This is a genomic window from Micromonospora sp. NPDC005174, from assembly GCF_040608495.1.
Lineage (GTDB): Bacteria > Actinomycetota > Actinomycetes > Mycobacteriales > Micromonosporaceae > Micromonospora.
This window is the reverse complement of record NZ_JBEXIJ010000049.1, coordinates 19,163-37,507: the sequence shown is the minus strand read 5'-3', so window position 1 is coordinate 37,507 and position 18,345 is coordinate 19,163. Positions and strand designations below refer to the sequence as shown.

The window sequence follows — 18,345 nt, the reverse complement described above, 5'->3', positions numbered from 1 at the left end:
GGCGCGTCCCGCGAGGGTGGTTTCCGTGGCGGTGACCGTCGTGAGGGTGGTTTCCGTGGCGGCGACCGCGATGGATCCCGTCCGGGCGCGCCGCGCGAGGGTGGTTTCCGTGGTGGCGACCGTCGTGAGGGCGGCTACCAGGGTGGCGGTGACCGTGGGCGTTCCGGTCCGCCGCGCGAGGGTGGCTTCCGTGGCGGCGACCGCGAGGGTGGCTTCCGTGGAGGCGACCGCCGTGAGGGCGGCTACCAGGGTGGCGGCGACCGTCGTGAGGGCGGTTACCAGGGTGGCGGTGACCGTGGGCGTTCCGGTCCGCCGCGTGAGGGTGGCTTCCGTGGCGGCGACCGCGAGGGCGGTTTCCGTGGTGGCGACCGTCGCGAGGGTGGCTTCCGGGGCGGTGACCGTGAGGGTGGTTTCCGTGGTGGTGACCGCCGTGAGGGTGGTTACCAGGGTGGCGGCGATCGTGGGCGTTCCGGTCCGCCGCGTGAGGGTGGCTTCCGTGGCGGCGACCGCGAGGGCGGTTTCCGTGGTGGCGACCGTCGCGAAGGCGGCTTCCGTGGTGGCGACCGTGAGGGTGGTTTCCGTGGTGGTGACCGCCGTGAGGGTGGTTACCAGGGTGGCGGTGACCGTGGGCGTTCCGGTCCGCCGCGTGAGGGTGGCTTCCGTGGCGGCGACCGCGAGGGTGGCTTCCGGGGCGGTGACCGTGAGGGTGGTTTCCGTGGTGGTGACCGCCGTGAGGGTGGCTACCAGGGTGGCGGTGACCGCCGTGAGGGTGGCTACCAGGGTGGCGGTGACCGTGGGCGTTCCGGTCCGCCGCGTGAGGGTGGCTTCCGGGGCGGCGACCGTGACGGTGGCTTCCGTGGCGGCGACCGCGGCGGCTCGCGTCCAGGCGCGCCCCGCGACGGTGGCTTCCGTGGCGGCGACCGTGAGGGCTTCCGAGGCGGCGACCGTGATGGCGGTTCCCGGGGTGGTGACCGTCGACAGGGTGACGCGCCCCGTGAGGGCGGCTTCCGCGGTGGTGACCGTCGTGAGGGTGGCTTCCGCGGTGGCGACCGTGACGGTGGGTTCCGGGCCGACGAGCGGCCACGTCGTGAGGGCGACTACCGCAGCGACGAGCGTGGCGCGGGCTCGGAGTCGTCCGAGGGTGGGCGTGTCGGCGCCCCGGCACTGCCGGACGACATCGTCGCGACCGACCTCGACAAGGACGTGCGCGCCGAGCTGCTCTCGCTGAACAAGCCCGTCGCCGAGACCGTGGCCCGGCACCTGGTCGCCACCGGTCAGCTGATCGACGAGGATCCGGCCGAGGCGCTGGCGCACGCGCTGGCCGCCCGGCGGCTCGCATCGCGCATCTCCGCTGTCCGTGAGGCGGTCGGCCTCGCCGCGTACCACGCGGGGGAGTGGCAGACCGCCATCGCCGACCTGCGGACGTACCACCGGATGACCGGCTTGCAGAGCCACCTGGCTGTGCTCGCCGACTGTGAGCGGGCCCTTGGCCGGCCGGAACGGGCCATCGACCTGTTCCGCGGGGCTGACCAGGAGAAGCTGGACCAGGCCGTCGCGATCGAGCTGCTGATCGTCGCCGCCGGGGCGCGTGGTGATCTCGGCCAGAAGGACGCCGCGGTAGCGATGCTTCAGGTGCCCGACCTGACCAACGAGGCGACGGCACCGTGGACGGCGCGACTTCGGTACGCGTATGCCGACGCGCTGCTCGCCGTGGGTCGGCGTGAGGAGGCCCGTGAGTGGTTCTCCCGCGCCGCCGACGTGGACACCGAGGGCGAGACCGACGCCGCCGAGCGGCTGCTCGAACTCGACGGCGTCCTCATCGAGGGTGACGACGAGGACGAGACCGAGGAGATCGCCGCCGGCCCGGGTGCGCCCGGTTCCGTGCCGGCCCAGCCGGACACGGACCTGGCCGCTGACGACGAGGACGACGAGGACGACTCCGACGACGAGGACGAGGACTTCGACGCCGACGACGAGGACTTCGACGACGACGAAGACGGCGTCGTCGACGCTGAGGACGCCGTCCTCGACGACGTCACCGGCCGCTCGACGCAGGACGCCGACGCCGACGCCGAGGATGTCGACGCCGACGCCGACGCCGAGGATGTCGACGGTGACGACGAGGATGTCGACGGTGACGACGACGTCCGCGATCCGGACACGGAAGATGCCGCCCCGACCACGCCCGCCGGCGACGGTGGCGGCGCGGTGAGCGGCGACGGAACCGCCCCCACCCGGGGCGATGAGTCGGAGTCGACGCAGCGGTGAGCGCGGACGCCGGGAATCGGCTGATCGACGGGTACGGCCTGGTCGTCTTCGACCTGGACGGGGTGATCTACCTGATCGACCGGCCGATTCCCGGTGCCGTCGATGCGGTGGCCCGGCTGCACGCCGAGGGGCGGACGGTGGCGTACGCGACCAACAACGCCTCACGCCGATCCAGCGACGTCGCCGACCTGCTGACGGGAATGGGCGTGCCGGCACGGCCGGAGGAGGTCCTCACCTCCGCCGCGGCGGCGGCCGAGTTGCTGCGGGACCGGCTGCCCAAGGGCGCGTCGGTGCTGGTGGTCGGTGCGGAGGCGCTGCGCGCCGAGCTGCGCGCGGTCGGGCTGAACCCGGTCAGCCGCGCCGATGAGAACCCGGCCGCGGTGGTGCAGGGCTACGGCCCGCAGGTCGGTTGGGCCGAGCTGGCCGAGGCGTCGGTCGCGGTGCGGGCCGGCGCGATCTGGGTCGCCACCAACACCGACCGGACGCTGCCCAGCGCCCGTGGTCCGCTGCCGGGCAACGGGTCACTGGTCGCGGTGCTGCGGACCGCCCTGGAGCGGGATCCGGACCTGGTCGTCGGCAAGCCCGAGTCGGCGCTGTTCGAGACCGCTGCCCGGCGCGGCGACGGTGCAAGAGCGCTTGTCGTCGGGGACCGGCTGGACACCGACATCGAGGGTGCCCGCCGAGCGGGGCTGGACAGTCTGCTCGTCCTCACCGGTGTCAGTGGCGTAGCCGAGCTGCTCGCGGCTGAGCCACGGCGGCGGCCCACGTACGTCGCGCGGGACCTGGCAGGGCTCTTCGACCCGGAGGCGGCGGTGCGGGTCCCGGGCCCGACGGACGCCGGCGGGTGGTCCGTGACGGACCGCGACGGGACGCTGGAGCTGGCCGGCGACGGCCGGGCGCTGGACGCGCTGGCCGCCCTGTGCGCGGCGGCCTGGGCTACCCCGACCGTGCCGACGATCCGCCCAGCGGGTCCGGGCGCGACCGCCGCCCTGAAGAGCTTCGGGCTGGCAACCGACGCCTGAGGCCGGCCACCAACACATGAGGGCCGGCCGCGGAGCCATGAGACCAGCCACCGACGCGTGCGGCCGGCCGCTTCACGTGTGCGGTGGGGCGCGTCCGTCTAGAGCAGCTTGCGCAGCTTCATCAGGTCGAACGGGTTGGCCTTGATCGACACCCGGCGGGAGGTGACCGCCCTGGTGACGTCGAGGTCGCCGCGGACCAGGGCGAGAAGGTCGTCGCTGGACGTGCTCAGCGCGATCTTGGCCTTCGGGTCGTCGCCGTCGGCCAGATCGACCAGCCGGCCACCGCTGATCCGTCCGTGGAAGGCCGTGTCCAGGTCGGTGATCCGGCAGGCAAGGGTGCGCTCCAGGTCGATGCGCTCACGGACCGTCTCGGCGTTGCGGTCCAACCTGGCGGCCAGCTCCTGCAACGCCTGCCGGCACTCGTCCACGCTGGCCACATGTCCCCCTCGCCGATCGCCACGCCGTCCCCGGCACCGTACCGCACAGGACAGTCCGGGGTGCCCGGTAGCGTGACACCTGCAGACCCCGCCCATGGAAGGACGAAGGCATGCAGGACGCGTGGCGCGCCTACCTCGAACTGGCCCTGGGCCTGGCGGAGGCGCCCCGGAAGAAGGCCCAGGACGCGGTGCGTCGTCTCGTCGGCACGGGCGGGGCGACCGCGGCCCAGCTGCAGGCGCTCGGTGAGGAGCTGGTCAGCACCAGCGCCGCCAACCGGGAGGCGTTGACCAAGCTGGTCCGCTTCGAGGTCGACCGGGCCCTCGGCGCGGTCGGTCTGGCGACGGCCGACGAGGTGGCTGAGCTGACCCGGCGGGTACGCGACCTGGAACGGCAACTGCGCGAGGCGCGCGCCACCGAGCCGCCCGCCACCAAGCCGTCCGTCGGCCCGGCGGCCGACTCCACCCCGGAGCCGGCCACGCCCACCGAGCGGCCCGCGCCGCAGCCCGACCCGACCAGCGCGGCGCAGCCCGGCGGTGGTCTGGTGCCGTCGGACGGCCCCGCCGGAGCGCCCGTCGCGAAGAAGGTCGCCGCGCCCGTCGCGAAGAAGGCGATCGCCAAGAAGGCCGTCGCGAAGAAGGCCATCGCCAGGAAGCCGCCCGCGACGATCAGCCGGACCGGCCCCGACGCCCCGACGCCGGTCACGCCTGACGACACCCCGACTCCGGCGGTGATGCCGGCGAAGAAGGCCGTCCGCAAGCGCCGCCCGGACGGTGAGTCGTGAGCGAGGGCACCCGCCCCGGCCCGCCCGGGGGCTTCCGGCCCGGCCCGTCGCCCGGGTCGTTCGCGGCCCGGCCGAGCCCACCGGCCGGTCCCCGCCCGGCCCCGCCGCCCGATCCGGCGGTCGCCGCCGACGACGCGGCCGGTCACCCGGCGGTCGACGCCGCCGTGCGGGCCATGGACAACGCGGCGGCGCTCGCACCAGCAGACCAGATCGCGCAGTACGAGGCGGCCTACGAGACTCTGCGCGAGACCCTCGCCACCATCGACCAGACCTGAGCAGGGCGACCCCGCCCGACAGACCGGAGAAACACCCATGGCACGTCGCAACCGGCTGGACGCCGAACTCGTCCGTCGCGGGCTGGCCCGCTCCCGTGAGCAGGCCGCCGCGCTGGTCGAGGCCGGCCGGGTCCAGCTGCGCGGCGTACCCGCGCGCAAGGCCGCCGCGATGGTCGACCCCGCCGACCCGCTGCTGGTCACCGGCGAGGACCCGACCCGGGAGTACGTCTCCCGGGGCGGGCACAAGCTCGCCGGTGCGCTGGCCGCGTTCGGGGGCCTGCGCGTCGCCGGGCGGCGCTGCCTGGACGCGGGCGCCTCGACCGGGGGCTTCACCGACGTGCTGCTGCGCGCCGACGCCGCCGAGGTGGTGGCCGTCGACGTCGGCTACGGGCAGCTCGCCTGGTCCCTGCGCACCGACGAGCGCGTTCGGGTCCTGGAACGCACCAACGTCCGTACCCTCGTCCCGGATGCGATCGGCGGCCCGGTCGACCTGACGGTGGCCGACCTGTCGTTCATCTCGTTGCGGCTGGTGCTGCCGGCGTTGGCCGGCTGCACCCGTGACGACGGTGACCTGGCGCTGATGGTGAAGCCGCAGTTCGAGGTGGGCAAGGAGCGCGTCGGGACGGGCGGCGTGGTCCGCGACCCGGCGCTGCGTGCCGAGGCGGTGCTCGACGTGGCCGACGCGGCGGCGCAGCTCGGCCTCGGGTTGGCGGACGTGGCGGCCAGCCCGCTGCCGGGGCCCAGCGGCAACGTCGAGTTCTTCGTATGGTTGCGCCGGGGCGCGCCAGCGGCAGACCCGCTGCGGGTGCGGGCCGTGGTGGACGCCGGGCCGGACGGTCCGACGACGGCCGGCGACGTGCCGGGCGTGGCGGCGGAGGAGGTCGCAGGGTGAACGCGTACAGCGAGCGGCGCACGACGGCACGCGGACGTGCCGGTGCGGCGGCATGCCGTCCGACGGCGGACGGGCGGCCGACCCGATGAGCCGCACCGCGCTGCTGGTGACCCACACCGGCCGTCGGCGCAGCACCGAGCACGCCCGGTCGGTCGCCGCCGACCTCATCGCCGCGGGCTTCGAGGTGCGGGTGGTCGCCGAGGAGGCCGAGGACCTCGACCTGCCCGGGACGGTGCCGGTCGCCGGCCCCGAGGCCGCCGAGGGCGCCGAGATCGTCTTCGCGCTCGGTGGGGACGGCACCTTCCTGCGCGCCGCCGAGCTGGCCCGCCCGGCGAAGGCGCCGCTGCTCGGCATCAACCTCGGCAAGGTGGGTTTCCTCGCCGAGGCGGAGATCAACGATCTGGACCACGCGGTCCGGGACGTCGTCGAGCGCAACTACACCGTGCACGAGCGGCTGACGCTCGACGTCACGGCCGAGTTCGACGGTGGCCCGACCATCGAGTCGTGGGCGCTCAACGAGATCAGCGTCGAGAAGGGCGAACGGGCGCAGATGCTCGAACTCCTCGTCGACGTGGACGGTCGCCCGCTGTCCCGCTACGGCTGCGACGGCGTGGTCTGCGCCACCCCCACCGGTTCCACCGCGTACGCGTTCTCCGGCGGCGGTCCGGTGGTCTGGCCGGAGGTGGAGGCCCTGCTGCTGGTGCCGATCAGCGCGCACGCGTTGTTCAGCCGGCCCCTGGTCACCGCACCCACGTCGACGTTCGTGATCACCGTGGACCCGTTCACGACCCTCGCCGTGCTCGCCTGCGACGGTCGGCGGGTCTACGACCTGCCGCCCGGCGCCCGGGTGACGGTGCGTCGAGGCGCCCTGCCGGTGCGCATCGTCCGGCTGCGTGCGCGTCCGTTCACCGACCGGCTGGTCGCCAAGTTCGGCCTGCCGGTGCACGGGTGGCGGGGCAGCCGCCGGTGACGGTGGCACACACCGTCGGTGTCCGGCGGCTGTCCACCTGACGACATGTCGCCGCTGCGGCGGCGAGAGGCTAGTGACCTGGTTGTGCGCTGCGTCGCAGACTCCGATCGGTCCTCATCCACGGATGGCGGGCCCGAAGGAGTGAAGGAGCGCATCGCATGCACTGGTCCCCCCGCTGGCTCAGCGCCGGCGCGGTCGGCGCGCTGGTGGTCGGCCTCGCCGCGCCGGCGTCCGCTGAGCCGCCCGTCCGGCCCACCGGCCCGAGCCTGGGCGCGTCCGCCCCGGGCGCCGCGCCCGTCCGCATCACCCTCATCACCGGCGATCAGGTCGAGTTGTCGCCGGCGGCGCCGGGTCGGGTCGCCGCGACCGTACGCCCGGGGCCCGGGCGGGAGCGGATCATCTTCCAGACCCTGGAGGTCGACGGCGGGCTGCGGGTGCTGCCCAGCGACGTCGCGCCGTACATCTCCAGCGGCGTCCTGGACGCCAACCTGTTCGACGTGCAGGAGCTGGCCGCCGACGGCTACGGGGACGCGGCGCGGGGCACACTGCCGCTGATCGTGCGCTACCAGGAGCCGGCCGCCGGCCGGGTCCGACCGCTCGGCGGGGTCACCGACGCCCGGCCCCTGGAGAGCATCAACGGCGCTGCGATGCGGGTCGGCAAGGCCGACCTCGGTGGCCTGTGGACCACGCTCGCCGGCGCGCCGACGTCCCGGACCACGGCCGCAGCGCCCCGGCTCGGCGGCGGTATCGCCCGTGTGTGGCTGGACGGGCGGGTGCGCCCGACGTTGGAGCACAGCGTTCCGCAGATCGGCGCCCCTACCGCGTGGGCGGCCGGGCGCGACGGCAGCGGCGTGAAGGTGGCCGTGCTCGACACGGGTGTCGACGCCACCCACCCTGACCTGGCCGGCCGGATCGCCGAGGCGCGGGACTTCTCCGGCAGCGGTAGCGCCCGTGACGGCCACGGCCACGGCACCCACGTCGCCGCCACCATCGCGGGCGGCGGCGAGGCGTCCGCTGGGCTGCGCAAGGGCGTCGCCCCGGGCGCGCGGCTGCTCGTCGGCAAGGTGCTCGACGACGGCGGCTCCGGCTACGACTCGGCGATCATCGCCGGGATGGAGTGGGCCGCCCACTCCGGCGCGAAGGTCGTCAGCATGAGCCTCGGCGGCGGCCCGACCGACGGCACCGACCCGATGAGCCAGGCGGTGAACGACCTCACCGCCGAGACCGGCGCGCTGTTCGTGATCGCCGCCGGCAACTCGGGGACGGCGCGGAGCGTCAACGCGCCGGGCGCGGCCACTGCGGCGCTCACCGTGGGCGCTGTCGACCGCGCCGACAACCTGGCGGACTTCTCCAGCCGGGGGCCGCGCGTGGGCGACAACGGCATCAAACCCGAGATCACCGCGCCGGGCGTGGGCATCGTCGCCGCGCGGGCCGCCGGCACCACAATGGGTACGCCGGTCGACGACGTCTACACCGCAGCGTCCGGGACGTCGATGGCCACCCCGCACGTGGCGGGCGCGGCGGCGATCCTCGCCCAGGACCACCCGGACTGGACCGCCGGCACTCTCAAGGACGCGCTGGTCAGCACCACGAAGGCGAACCCGGCGCTGACCGTCTTCGAGCAGGGCGGCGGCCGGGTCGACGTGGCTCGGGCGCTGACCCAACGGGTGTACGCGTCGGCCACCGCCGACTTCGGCCGGGTCTCCACCGGTGGCGCGGTGGCCGAGCGGAGTGTGACGTACACCAATGGCACGACTGTTGCGCGGACCCTGCGCCTGGCCCTGGAGCTGCGCAACCTGGACACCGGGGCGGTCGAGACCGACGGCGTCGCCGTCGGCGTCGCCGAGGTGACCGTGCCGGCGGGCGGCAGCGTGGCCGTGCCGCTGCGCGCCGACCCGGCGAAGCTGAACCGGGGCCCGCACGGTGGCGCTCTGGTGGCGACCGGCGCGGACGGCGTCGCCGTGCGTACCCCGGTGGGGCTCACCGTGAGCGGCGCGCTGCACGACCTGACGATCAAGGTGCTGGGTCGGCAGGGTCAGCCGACCCTCTCGCCCGCCCTGACCCTCTTCGGTGAGCAGCCCGAGTCGGACTACTGGGGCTGGTGGCCCGAGGAGGGCACGCTGCGGGTCGAGGAGGGCACCTACCTGCTGACCGCGCTTGTCGAGCACGGCGCTCCCCTGGACGAGCAGTTGACCCAGGCCGTCGAACCCGAGCTGACCGTCGACCGGGACCTGACCGTCGTGCTCGACGCCCGTAGGGGCACGCCGGTACGCGTCGAGACGCCCAAGCCCAGCGAGCAACGCGCGACGCTCAGCTTCTACGTCCACCGGGTGTTGGGCAACGGCCGGCAGATCGACCACGGCGTCATGGCCTACAGCAGCGTCCAGCAGGTGAACGTCACGCCGACCCGTCCGGTGCGCCAGGGCGAGTTCGAGTTCGCCTCCCGCTGGCAGCTCGTCGCGCCCATGGTGGACGCCCGGGTCTCCGGCGTGTCCGGACCGTCGGACATCAACCTGCTGGGCGCGTCCCCGGCACCGTCCGGGCGACGGAAGCTTCCGCTGGTCTGGGCGGGCACCGGAACCCCGGCCGAGCTGGCCCGGGTGCGGGGCGCGGCCGTGCTGCTCGCCACCGACCCGAACCGCAGCGAGGACGAGCAGGTGGCCGCGGCTGCGGCAGCCGGCGCGGCGGCGGTGCTGATCGTCCGCCCGCAGGACCAGAGCGCGTGGACGGTGTGGCGGCCGGACGGGGAGCGGCTGCCGATCCCGGCGATGGTGGTCGCGTACGACGACGGGCAGCGACTGATCGCGTCGGCCCGCACGGGTCGCGCGACGCTGGACCTGACGCTGACCGTGGACAGCCCCTACCTGTACGACGTGTGGCAGGTGTCGAAGGGGCGGGTGCCGGAGCGCGTCGTGCACACGGTCACCGCGAAGAACACCGCCGAGGTGACCGCGCGGTACGGCGACACGGGCGCGGGCTGGGCCACCGAGGAGCGATTCGGCTGGCGTCCCTGGCAGGAGTACGCCTGGAACGACGACCAGCGTCTCGTCCACAACGGGACCACCCGGCAGGAGTTCGTCAGCGCGGGGGACAACTGGTGGCAGCACCGGGTGCTGCACAAGCAGATGTTCATGCAGTGGGGGCAGTTGAGCGGCGGCCTCACCCAGGAGCCCCGGCGGTACGCCGCCGACGACCGCGAGACCGAGACCTGGCACGCGCCGCTGGTGCGTCCGGCCGTACCGGCCAGCGGGGCGCCGGTGCCCACGCGCACGGGCGACAGCCTCGACGTACGGGTGCCCGAGTTCGTCGACGCCGACGGGCACTACACGGTGGCGGGCAACAGCGAGGAGTCGGACACCGTCGAGGCCCGCCTCAGCCGGGACGGTCAGCAGATCGCCGACCTGTCCGACGGCTGGGCGCCGGTGCGGACCACCGCCGGGGCGGCCCGCTACCGCCTCGACGTCACCACGCGGCGGGCCTCGGACGAGTGGCGCTACGCCACCCGGACGGACACGGCGTGGCAGTTCACCTCGGCCCGTCCGGCAAATGCCGCGGCCACTCCGCTGTCGCTGCTACAGGTGGACTACCGGGTGCCGGCGGACCTGCTCGGAACCGTGCCCGGCAACCGGTCGCACCAGGTGGGGTTGACCCTGCGCCAGCCCGCCGGGGCGCCCGCGCCGACGGGCACCAGCCTGACCGTGCAGGTCTCCTTCGACGAAGGCGTCACCTGGCGGTCCGTGCCGACCCGAGGGGCGGGCACCCGGTACACGGCGACCGTGCCGGCCGGACGCGGAACGGTGTCGCTGCGGGTGCATGCCGCCGATGGGGCCGGTGACAGCGTCGACCAGACGGTGCTGCGGGCGTACGGCCTGCGCTGAACGGTGATCGACCGGGCTCGCCGTCGACTCCGACGGCGGGCCCGGTCGCGTCGTCAGAGCCAGCCGCGCCGGGCGACCTGGAACGCCAGCCCCGGCCGGGTGTCCACGCCGGCCGCGTCCATCAGGTCGGCGAGGCGGCGCTGTACGGTCCGGCGGCTCACACCGAGCTGGGAGGCGATGGACTTGTCCGGCACGCCGGCCACGAAGAGCGACAGCAACCGGGCCTCGTCGGCGTCGGGCCGGTAGCCGTCGGCCGGACGGTCGTCCTCGTCGCGCCGGTGCTCGGTCGGCGCGACGGCGAGCGGGTCGTCGAGTCGCAGCCGGGGCGCCGTCCGCCAGTGACTCTCGAAGAGGGCCAGCAACGCGTCGAGCAGTTGGCTGCGGCCGATCACCGCGGCGCTCGGCTCGCCACCGTGGCGGTCGGGCACCAGCGGACAGATGGCGGTACGGGCGTCCACGATGGCCAGTCGGACGGGCAGGCGGTCCAGCACCCGGGCCTGCTCACCGGCGGCGACCCCCTTGGCCAGGTCGGCCAGCGCGCCGGGTTCGAGCAGCAGGTCCCGTTCGTAGATGGCCCGGTAGCTCACCCCACGAGCGAGGGCGTCGAATTCCTCGACGTTCTCCGGGCCGGCCATCGCGAGAGGGTTGGCCCGGCAGAACCACAGCACCTCCTCGCGGGCCGAGTTCTGCAGGTCACGCAGCCGGTCGCGCAGCATCCGGCCACCGCGGATCACCTCGACCAGGTGGTCGACGTGGTGGCGGCGCAGCCCGGAGCGGTACTCCTCGGCCAGTTGGGTGACCCGTCGGCGGGCGGCCTCCAGGTCCTCCTGGCGGCGCAGCAACGTCGCGCCGAGGGCGACGTCCGGGGCGGTCGGGCGCAGCGGGGCGTCCGGGTCGTTGTCGGTGGGCTGCACGAGACCCTTGGCCCGCAGCGCCTCGACCTGCTCGACGACCTGCGCCCGGGGTCGTCCCAGCCGGCCGACCAACTCGTCGAGGCGGGCCGTGGTGAGCTGGAGCAGGCAGCGGTAGAGCTCCTCCTCGGCGGGGGTCAGGCCGATCACGTCCAACACGGGGCAAGACTGTACGTCGGACGGGTGCCGACCGCAGCGGGACCCGGTGGTGAGGCCCGTCGGCTGGTCAAGTGTCGGCCCTCGCGTCTACTGTCGGGTGCTGTGCTGGAAGAGCTGCGCATCACCGGACTCGGCGTCATCGAGGACACCACCCTGCCGTTGGCCGGCGGGATGAACGTCATCACCGGCGAGACCGGTGCCGGCAAGACGATGGTGGTCACCGGCCTCGGTCTGCTCTTCGGCGGCCGGGCCGACGCCGGGCGGGTGCGTGCCCAGCCGGGCCGGGCCGTGGTCGAGGGGCGGCTGCGCCTCTCCGGTCGCGTCGCCGACACGGTGCACGCCCGGATCGGCGACGCCGGTGGCGAGCCCGACGAGGACGGCTCGCTGCTGCTGAGCCGTACGGTGACGGTGGAGGGCCGCTCGCGGGCCCACCTGGGTGGCCGGAGCATGCCCGTGTCGATGCTCGGCGAGGTCGGCGAGCAGGCGGTGGCCGTGCACGGCCAGTCCGACCAGCTGCGGCTGCTGCGTCCGGCCGAGCAGCGGGCCGCCCTGGACCGGTTCGCCGGGCCGGCGCACGAGAAGCTGCTCGACGCGCTGCGCGAGGCGTACACCGGTTGGCGGCGGATCGTCGACGACCTGGCCGACCGGCGGCGCAACGCCCGCGAGCGCAGCCAGGAGGCCGACCTGCTGCGGCTCGGCCTCGACGAGATCACCCGTGTCGACCCGCAGCCCGGCGAGGACGACGACCTCAAGACCGAGGCGCAGCGGCTGGAGCACGCCGAGGGTCTGCGGACGGCCGCGCAGCTCGCCCAGCAGTGCGTGGCGGGCGGCGCGGACGCGGCCGACGAGACACCGGACGCGGCGTCGCTGCTCGGCACGGCCCGGCGCACCCTGGAGGCGCAGGCCGGCACCGACCCGGCGCTGGGTGAGCTGGCGGCCCGCCTGGAGGAGGCGGCCACCCTGGTCACCGACGTGTCGGCGGAGCTGTCGGCGTACCTGGCGACGCTCGACGCGGACCCGGCACGCCTGCAGCACGTCTACGAGCGGCGGGCCGCGTTGCGCACGTTGACCCGCAAGTACGCCGACGACGTCGACGGTGTCGTCGCCTGGGCCGCGCGGGCCCGCACCCGACTGTCCGACCTGGACACCTCCGACGATCTGCTCGACGAGTTGGATCGGGAGGGGCAGCGGTTGGCCGCGGAGGTGGCCGACCTGGCCGCCCGGGTGTCGGTGTCCCGGCAGGAGGCGGCGGTCCGCTTCGCCGACCAGGTCACCGTCGAGCTGGCCGGTCTGGCGATGCCGCACGCGCGGATCGAGGTGGCGGTGCTGCCTCGACCGGCGGGGCGGTCCGAGCCGACGTTGACGGTCAACGGCGTCGAGGTGGGCGTCGCGGCCGACGGCGGCGACGAGGTGGAGTTGCGGTTGTTGGCCCATCCGGGCGCGCCCTCGCTGCCGTTGCAGCGTGGCGCCTCCGGCGGTGAGCTGTCCCGGGTGATGCTCGCCATCGAGGTGGTGTTCGCCGGCTCGGGCGGCCCGCCGACGCTCGTCTTCGACGAGGTCGACGCGGGGGTCGGCGGTCAGGCCGCGGTGGAGATCGGTCGCCGGCTGGCCCGGCTGGCCCGCAGCCACCAGGTGTTGGTCGTCACGCACCTGCCGCAGGTGGCCGCGTTCGCCGACCGGCATCTCGTGGTGGCGAAGGACACCGGCGGCGCGGTGACGACCAGCGGCGTTCGGGTCGTGGAGGACACCGAGCGCGCCCGGGAACTGGCCCGCATGCTGGCCGGTTTGCCCGATTCGGATCTGGGTATCGCTCACGCCGAGGAGCTTCTGGCGGTCGCGGCGAAGGAGAGGCGGTTGTGACGCCGCGTATTGTGGGCGCAAGCACACCGGCTCGCGCCGGCGTGTGCTTCCCTGGGTAGGCGGCCCTGCTCAGGCATGTCGCGACAGAAAAGCCTGCCTCACATGCCAGGATGGTCACGATGCGTCTACCCACGTTGCGCCGGAACCGGAACGCCGAACCGGGCAGAGTCCTCGGCACCGCGCGCCTTGACCGCCGGACGAAACGCCTGGTCGGCCGGCTTCGTCCCGGTGACATCGCGGTCATCGACCACGTCGACCTGGACCGGGTGGCGGCCGACTCGTTGGTCGCTGTCGGTGTCGCCGCGGTGCTCAACGCCAAACCGTCCGTCTCCGGGCGCTACCCGAACCTCGGGCCGGAGGTGCTGATCGCCGCCGGCATCCCGCTCCTGGACGATCTCGGCGAGGGCGTCTTCGAGCGCATCCGCGAGGGCGACCGGGTACGCATCGAGGGCAACACGGTGTTCGCCGGCGAGGAGCCGGTGGCGCACGGCGCACTCCAGGACGCCGAGTCGGTCGCCAAGGCGATGGCCGACGCCCGGGAGGGGCTGTCGGTGCAGTTGGAGGCGTTCGCCGCCAACACCATGGACTACCTGCGCCAGGAACGCGACCTGCTGCTCGACGGCGTGGGCGTACCGGACATCCAGACCCAGATGCAGGGCCGGCACTGCCTGATCGTGGTGCGCGGTTACGACTACAAGGCCGACCTGGACGTGCTGCGCCCGTACATCCGGGAGTTCAAGCCGGTGCTGATCGGCGTGGACGGCGGCGCGGACGCGCTGGTCGAGGCCGGGTACACCCCCGACATGATCATCGGGGACATGGATTCGGTCACCGACGACGTGTTGCGCTGCGGCGCCGAGGTGATCGTGCACGCCTACCCCGACGGGCGGGCGCCCGGTCTGCCCCGGGTCAACGGGCTCGGCGTCCCGGCGATCACCTTCCCGGCCGCGGCGACCAGCGAGGACCTGGCGATGCTGCTGGCCGACGAGAAGGGCGCCTCCCTGCTGGTCGCGGTCGGCACCCACGCCACCCTCGTCGAGTTCCTGGACAAGGGGCGCGGCGGCATGGCCTCGACGTTCCTGACCCGGTTGAAGGTCGGCGGCAAGCTGGTCGACGCCAAGGGCGTGAGCCGGCTCTACCGGCAGAGCATCTCCGGCTCGTCGTTGCTGCTGCTGGTGCTGTCGGCGATCGCGGCGATGGCCTCGGCGGTGGCGGTCTCCACGGTCGGCAAGGCGTACCTGGGTGTGGTCGCCGAGTGGTGGGACAATTTCGTGTTCCAGCTGTACCGGCTCTTCTAGTTCCCGAGCGATCAAGAGGCTGCAAGCGTGATCAACTTCCGCTACCACGTGGTGTCCCTCACCGCGGTCTTCCTGGCTCTGGCGATCGGCCTGGTGGTCGGCACAGCCGCCCTCAACGGCCCGGTCGCCGACTCGCTCAAGCAGCAGGTCACCGGGCTGCGCAAGGACAACCAGCAGTGGCGTCAGCAGGTCGCCAACATGGAGAAGCAGCTCGGCCTGGAGGAGGAGTTCGCCGAGGAGATGTCCCAGGTCGTCCTGCCGGGCACTCTCAGCGGACGCCGGGTGGTGGTGCTCAGCCTGCCCAACGGGCGCGACCACACCGAGGGCGTGCTCAAGAAGCTCCAGCTCGCCGGCGCCACCATCACCGGCCGGGTCGACCTGCAGGACAAGTTCCTCAACCCGGACAACAACTCGAACCTGCTGGAGCTGGCCGTCACCGCCGCCCGCCCGACCGCGCAGACCACCGGCCTGCCGGGCAACGGACACGGCGTGGAGACGTCCAGCGCGCTGTTGGCCAGCGTCCTGCTGGACCGGGCCCAGGGCACCGCCGCGGTCAGCGACGCCGACCGGCGGGCGGTGCTCGCCGCGTACAACAACGCCGGTTACCTGACCACCGACAACAACAAGGTCACCGGCCCGGCGGAGGCGGTCGTCGTGGTCAGCGGCCAGCCGTACGTCGACAAGGACTCCGAGAAGCGGGACGAGTCGGTCGTCAAGATCGCCGAACAGTTCGACCGGACCGGGGCGATCGTGGTGGGCGGCAACGGCTCCGCCGGCGACAACGTGGTGTCCGTGGTCCGGGGTGACCCGGTGCTGGCGCAGACCATCTCGACCGTCGACAACGCCAACACCGTGCAGGGTCAACTGGTCACCAGCCTGGCCCTGGTGCAGCAGCTCACCGAGAAGAAGGCCGGCCAGTACGGCGTCGGCGACAACGCCGCGTCCCTGCTGCCTAGACTGCCCCAGTGAGCGAACGACGTACCGCCGTGTCCGTAATCGACGAGGTGCCGGCATGAGCACGCTGGGTCGGCTGCTGATCGCCGCCGCCGGCGCCGCCGCCGCCCGGTACGCGCTGCGCGAGGTGCGGACCGCCCCGGTGGGTCCGGCGCTGGAACGCACCAACTTCCGCGGTCGGACCGTGACCCTCGCCGCCGGGCCGGCGCTCGCCGCCGGCGCGACCGCCGCTGGCGTGTTCGGCGCCACCAGCGCCGCCTCCGGTGGCGCTGCCCTGGTCGCCGGCCTCGGCGCCGGCGGTGTCGGCCTCTACGACGACGTGGTCGGGGCGCGCCCGGAGCAGAAGGCGGCCAAGGGCTTCGCCGGGCACCTCGCCGCGCTGCGCGAGGGCCGCGTCACCGCCGGGCTCGTCAAGGTCGTCGGGGTGGGCGCGGCCGGGCTGGGCGCCGCCGCGCTGCTCGCCGCCGACCCCCGCGTCGCCGCGCACCCGCGCCGGCAGCGGCACGGCGCGTTCGGCCGGGGCGTCGACGTGCTGCTCGGCGCCGGCGTGATCGCGGGCACCGCCAACCTGCTCAACCTGCTCGACCTGCGGCCCGGCCGGGCCATCAAGTCCGGGCTGCTGCTGGGCGCCCCGCTGGCGGGTGGCCCGCACGGCGGGATCGCCGCCGGTGCCGCCGGTGCCGCCGCCGGCCTGCTCGGCGACGACCTGTCCGAGGACGTCATGGTCGGCGACAGCGGCGCGAACGCGCTCGGCGCGCTGCTCGGCGTCGCGCTGGCCGCCCGGAGCGGCCCGCTGGGCCGCGCGGGCCTGCTCGCCGTGCTGGCCGGGCTCACCGCCGCCAGCGAGAAGGTCAGCTTCACGGCGGTGATCCAGCGGACCCCGGGGCTGCGGGAACTCGACGCACTGGGTCGACGCGCCGACTGACGTGACCAGACCCGCACCCCTCGCCGGCGTCGGCCGGCTTGCCGGGGCAGCCGCGCTCATCGCCGTCCTCACCGTGTTCAGCCGGCTCGCCGGCTTCGGCCGGACCGCCCTGTTCACCTGGAGCCTCGGGAACACCGACCTCGGTGGCGCGTACGTGGTGGCCAACGCCGTGCCGAACTTCATCTTCGAGATCGTCGCCGGTGGCGCACTGGCCAGCCTCGTCGTACCGCTGCTCGCATCGGCGGTCGAGGCCGGTGACCGTACGGCTGTCGCCCGGACCACCGGCGCGCTGCTGACCTGGACACTGGCCCTGCTGGTGCCGCTCGCACTGCTCGTGGCGCTGTTCGCCGGTCCGGTGGTCGACTCGCTTGGGCACCACCTCACCGACGCCCAGCAGCACAGCGGCGTACGGATGCTGCGCATCTTCGCGCCGCAGCTACCGCTGTACGGGGTCGGCATCGTGCTCACCGGTGTGCTCCAGGCGCACCGCCGGTTCGCCTGGCCGGTGCTGGCTCCGCTGCTGTCCAGCCTCACGGTGATCGTCGTCTACCTCGGGTTCACGGCCACCCAGGGCCGGTACGCCACGGTCGCCGGGGTGAGCCCGAGCGGCGAGGTGCTGCTCTCCGCCGGCACCACCCTGGGCGTGGTGGTGCTGTCGCTGTCGCTGCTCATCCCGGTCCGCCGGCTACGCCTGGGGGCGCGGCCCGGGTTCGGTTTCCCCGCCGACGCGCGGGGCCGGGTCGGCGCTCTGGCGGTGGCGGGCGCGGTCACGGTCACCACGCAGCAGATCGCCCTGATCGTCAGCCTGAACCAGGTGACCGCGGGCGCGCGCAGCAACCCCGGCGTCTACAACCTGGCGCAGACCGTCTACCTGCTGCCGTGGGCGGTGCTGGCGGTGCCGCTGGCCGTGGCCGCCTACCCGACCCTCGCGGCGGCCCGCTCGGCCGGCGACGAGGACTCCTACCGGGCGACCCTGGCACCGGCAGTGCGCGGGGTGCTGCTGTTCAGTTGCCTCGGCGCGGCCGCCCTGGTCGGGACCGCAGGCCCGATCGGGCACTTCTTCTTTCCCGCGTCCACCGCGCCGACCGCCGCCGCGGCGATCATCGGGTACGCCCCGGGCCTGGTCGGGTACGGACTCTTCGCGATCCTCACCCGGGCGCTCTACGCGCGCGGGCAGACCCGTGCGGCGACGGTGGCGACCGCCGTCGGCTTCCTCGTGGTGCCCGCCGCGGTCCTGCTGCTCGGCAGGCTCCTGCCGTTGACCGACCGGGTGCTCGCCGTGACGTCCGCGAACTCGGTGGGCATGGTGGTGCTCGGTGTGCTGCTGGTCGCCGCGGTCGGGCGCGCCGCGGGCGCGCCCGCGCTGGCCGGTGCGGCGCGCGCCGGCGCGGCCGGTCTCCTCGCCGGGCTGCTCGCCGCGCTCGCCGGGCTGGGCCTCAGCCGCTGGCTCGACAGACTGGACGGTGGCACCCCGACGACGGCCGTGGCGCTCGGTCAGGGCATGCTGTCCGGGGTCCTGGTCGGTGTCGTGTTCCTCGTCGTGGTCTGGTTCGTCGACCGACGGGACGTGCGGCCGCTGCTGACCGGGGTGGTGCGCCGCCTCCGGCGGGGCCAGGCGGGCCGGGCCGGTACGTCGACACCGGGCGCGGTTCCCCCGGAGCGGGGCGACGGGAAGGAGACGGCGGTTCGGTGAGCGTTGTCAACACCAACCGGC

Annotated in this window: 15 protein-coding genes; 12 read left to right on the top strand and 3 right to left on the bottom strand. The window is 74.2% G+C overall.

The window, feature by feature from the left end; translation table 11 throughout:
• Window positions 1-1,260 (bottom strand): hypothetical protein (locus ABZU91_RS31330; protein WP_355248437.1); only part of this gene is annotated, 1,260 nt, incomplete at its 3' end.
• Here ABZU91_RS31330 and ABZU91_RS31325 point away from each other — a divergent pair.
• Window positions 1,249-2,268 (top strand): hypothetical protein, encoded by a 1,020-nt coding sequence (locus tag ABZU91_RS31325; protein ID WP_355248451.1) that lies wholly within the window; start codon window positions 1,249-1,251, stop codon window positions 2,266-2,268. The genes ABZU91_RS31330 and ABZU91_RS31325 overlap by 12 nt on opposite strands.
• Window positions 2,265-3,290 (top strand): HAD-IIA family hydrolase, encoded by a 1,026-nt coding sequence (locus ABZU91_RS31320; protein ID WP_355248435.1) that lies wholly within the window; start codon window positions 2,265-2,267, stop codon window positions 3,288-3,290. The genes ABZU91_RS31325 and ABZU91_RS31320 overlap by 4 nt, the downstream gene beginning before the upstream one ends.
• Before the next feature lie 98 nt (window positions 3,291-3,388).
• Here ABZU91_RS31320 and ABZU91_RS31315 read toward each other — a convergent pair whose 3' ends face one another.
• Entirely contained in the window at window positions 3,389-3,727 is a 339-nt protein-coding gene (locus tag ABZU91_RS31315) for an SCP2 sterol-binding domain-containing protein (protein WP_355248432.1), read from the bottom strand.
• A 110-nt stretch (window positions 3,728-3,837) separates the two neighbouring features.
• Between ABZU91_RS31315 and ABZU91_RS31310 the strand changes: the two genes are divergently transcribed.
• From ABZU91_RS31310 to ABZU91_RS31290, 5 genes are all read left to right on the top strand, one after another.
• The gene (locus ABZU91_RS31310; RefSeq protein WP_355248429.1) at window positions 3,838-4,509 is read left to right on the top strand and encodes a hypothetical protein; all 672 of its coding nucleotides are present in this window, start codon (window positions 3,838-3,840) and stop codon (window positions 4,507-4,509) included.
• A complete protein-coding gene (locus tag ABZU91_RS31305) occupies window positions 4,506-4,784 on the top strand; it encodes a hypothetical protein (RefSeq protein ID WP_355248426.1) in 279 nt (92 codons plus the stop codon). The genes ABZU91_RS31310 and ABZU91_RS31305 overlap by 4 nt, the downstream gene beginning before the upstream one ends.
• Window positions 4,785-4,821: 37 nt before the next feature.
• Complete coding sequence (locus ABZU91_RS31300; protein WP_355248423.1) at window positions 4,822-5,676, top strand: TlyA family RNA methyltransferase; 855 nt, start codon at window positions 4,822-4,824, stop codon at window positions 5,674-5,676.
• 85 nt (window positions 5,677-5,761) lie between these two features.
• On the top strand, window positions 5,762-6,646 hold the full coding sequence (locus ABZU91_RS31295) for an NAD kinase (RefSeq protein WP_355248448.1): 885 nt from the start codon (window positions 5,762-5,764) through the stop codon (window positions 6,644-6,646).
• A 158-nt stretch (window positions 6,647-6,804) separates the two neighbouring features.
• Window positions 6,805-10,524: a S8 family peptidase gene (locus ABZU91_RS31290; RefSeq protein WP_355248420.1), complete on the top strand. Its 3,720-nt coding sequence runs from the start codon at window positions 6,805-6,807 to the stop codon at window positions 10,522-10,524.
• A gap of 53 nt (window positions 10,525-10,577) precedes the next feature.
• Here ABZU91_RS31290 and ABZU91_RS31285 read toward each other — a convergent pair whose 3' ends face one another.
• Window positions 10,578-11,594: a helix-turn-helix domain-containing protein gene (locus ABZU91_RS31285; protein ID WP_355248417.1), complete on the bottom strand. Its 1,017-nt coding sequence runs from the start codon at window positions 11,592-11,594 to the stop codon at window positions 10,578-10,580.
• A gap of 102 nt (window positions 11,595-11,696) precedes the next feature.
• Here ABZU91_RS31285 and recN point away from each other — a divergent pair, with 102 nt between their 5' ends.
• The 5 genes from recN (at window position 11,697) to ABZU91_RS31260 (ending at window position 18,324) form a co-directional block, all read left to right on the top strand.
• Window positions 11,697-13,454, top strand: a complete 1,758-nt coding sequence (gene recN / locus ABZU91_RS31280; RefSeq protein ID WP_355248415.1) for a DNA repair protein RecN — start codon at window positions 11,697-11,699, stop codon at window positions 13,452-13,454.
• Between the two features lie 119 nt (window positions 13,455-13,573).
• Window positions 13,574-14,752 (top strand): putative cytokinetic ring protein SteA, encoded by a 1,179-nt coding sequence (steA, locus tag ABZU91_RS31275; RefSeq protein WP_355248413.1) that lies wholly within the window; start codon window positions 13,574-13,576, stop codon window positions 14,750-14,752.
• A gap of 27 nt (window positions 14,753-14,779) precedes the next feature.
• On the top strand, window positions 14,780-15,721 hold the full coding sequence (locus tag ABZU91_RS31270; RefSeq protein ID WP_355248410.1) for a copper transporter: 942 nt from the start codon (window positions 14,780-14,782) through the stop codon (window positions 15,719-15,721).
• A gap of 43 nt (window positions 15,722-15,764) precedes the next feature.
• Window positions 15,765-16,631 carry a hypothetical protein gene (locus tag ABZU91_RS31265; protein ID WP_355248407.1) on the top strand — a complete coding sequence of 289 codons (867 nt, stop codon included), beginning with the start codon at window positions 15,765-15,767 and terminating at the stop codon, window positions 16,629-16,631.
• 1 nt (window position 16,632) lies between these two features.
• The gene (locus tag ABZU91_RS31260) at window positions 16,633-18,324 is read left to right on the top strand and encodes a lipid II flippase MurJ (RefSeq protein ID WP_355248404.1); all 1,692 of its coding nucleotides are present in this window, start codon (window positions 16,633-16,635) and stop codon (window positions 18,322-18,324) included.
• Window positions 18,325-18,345: the final 21 nt, after the last annotated feature.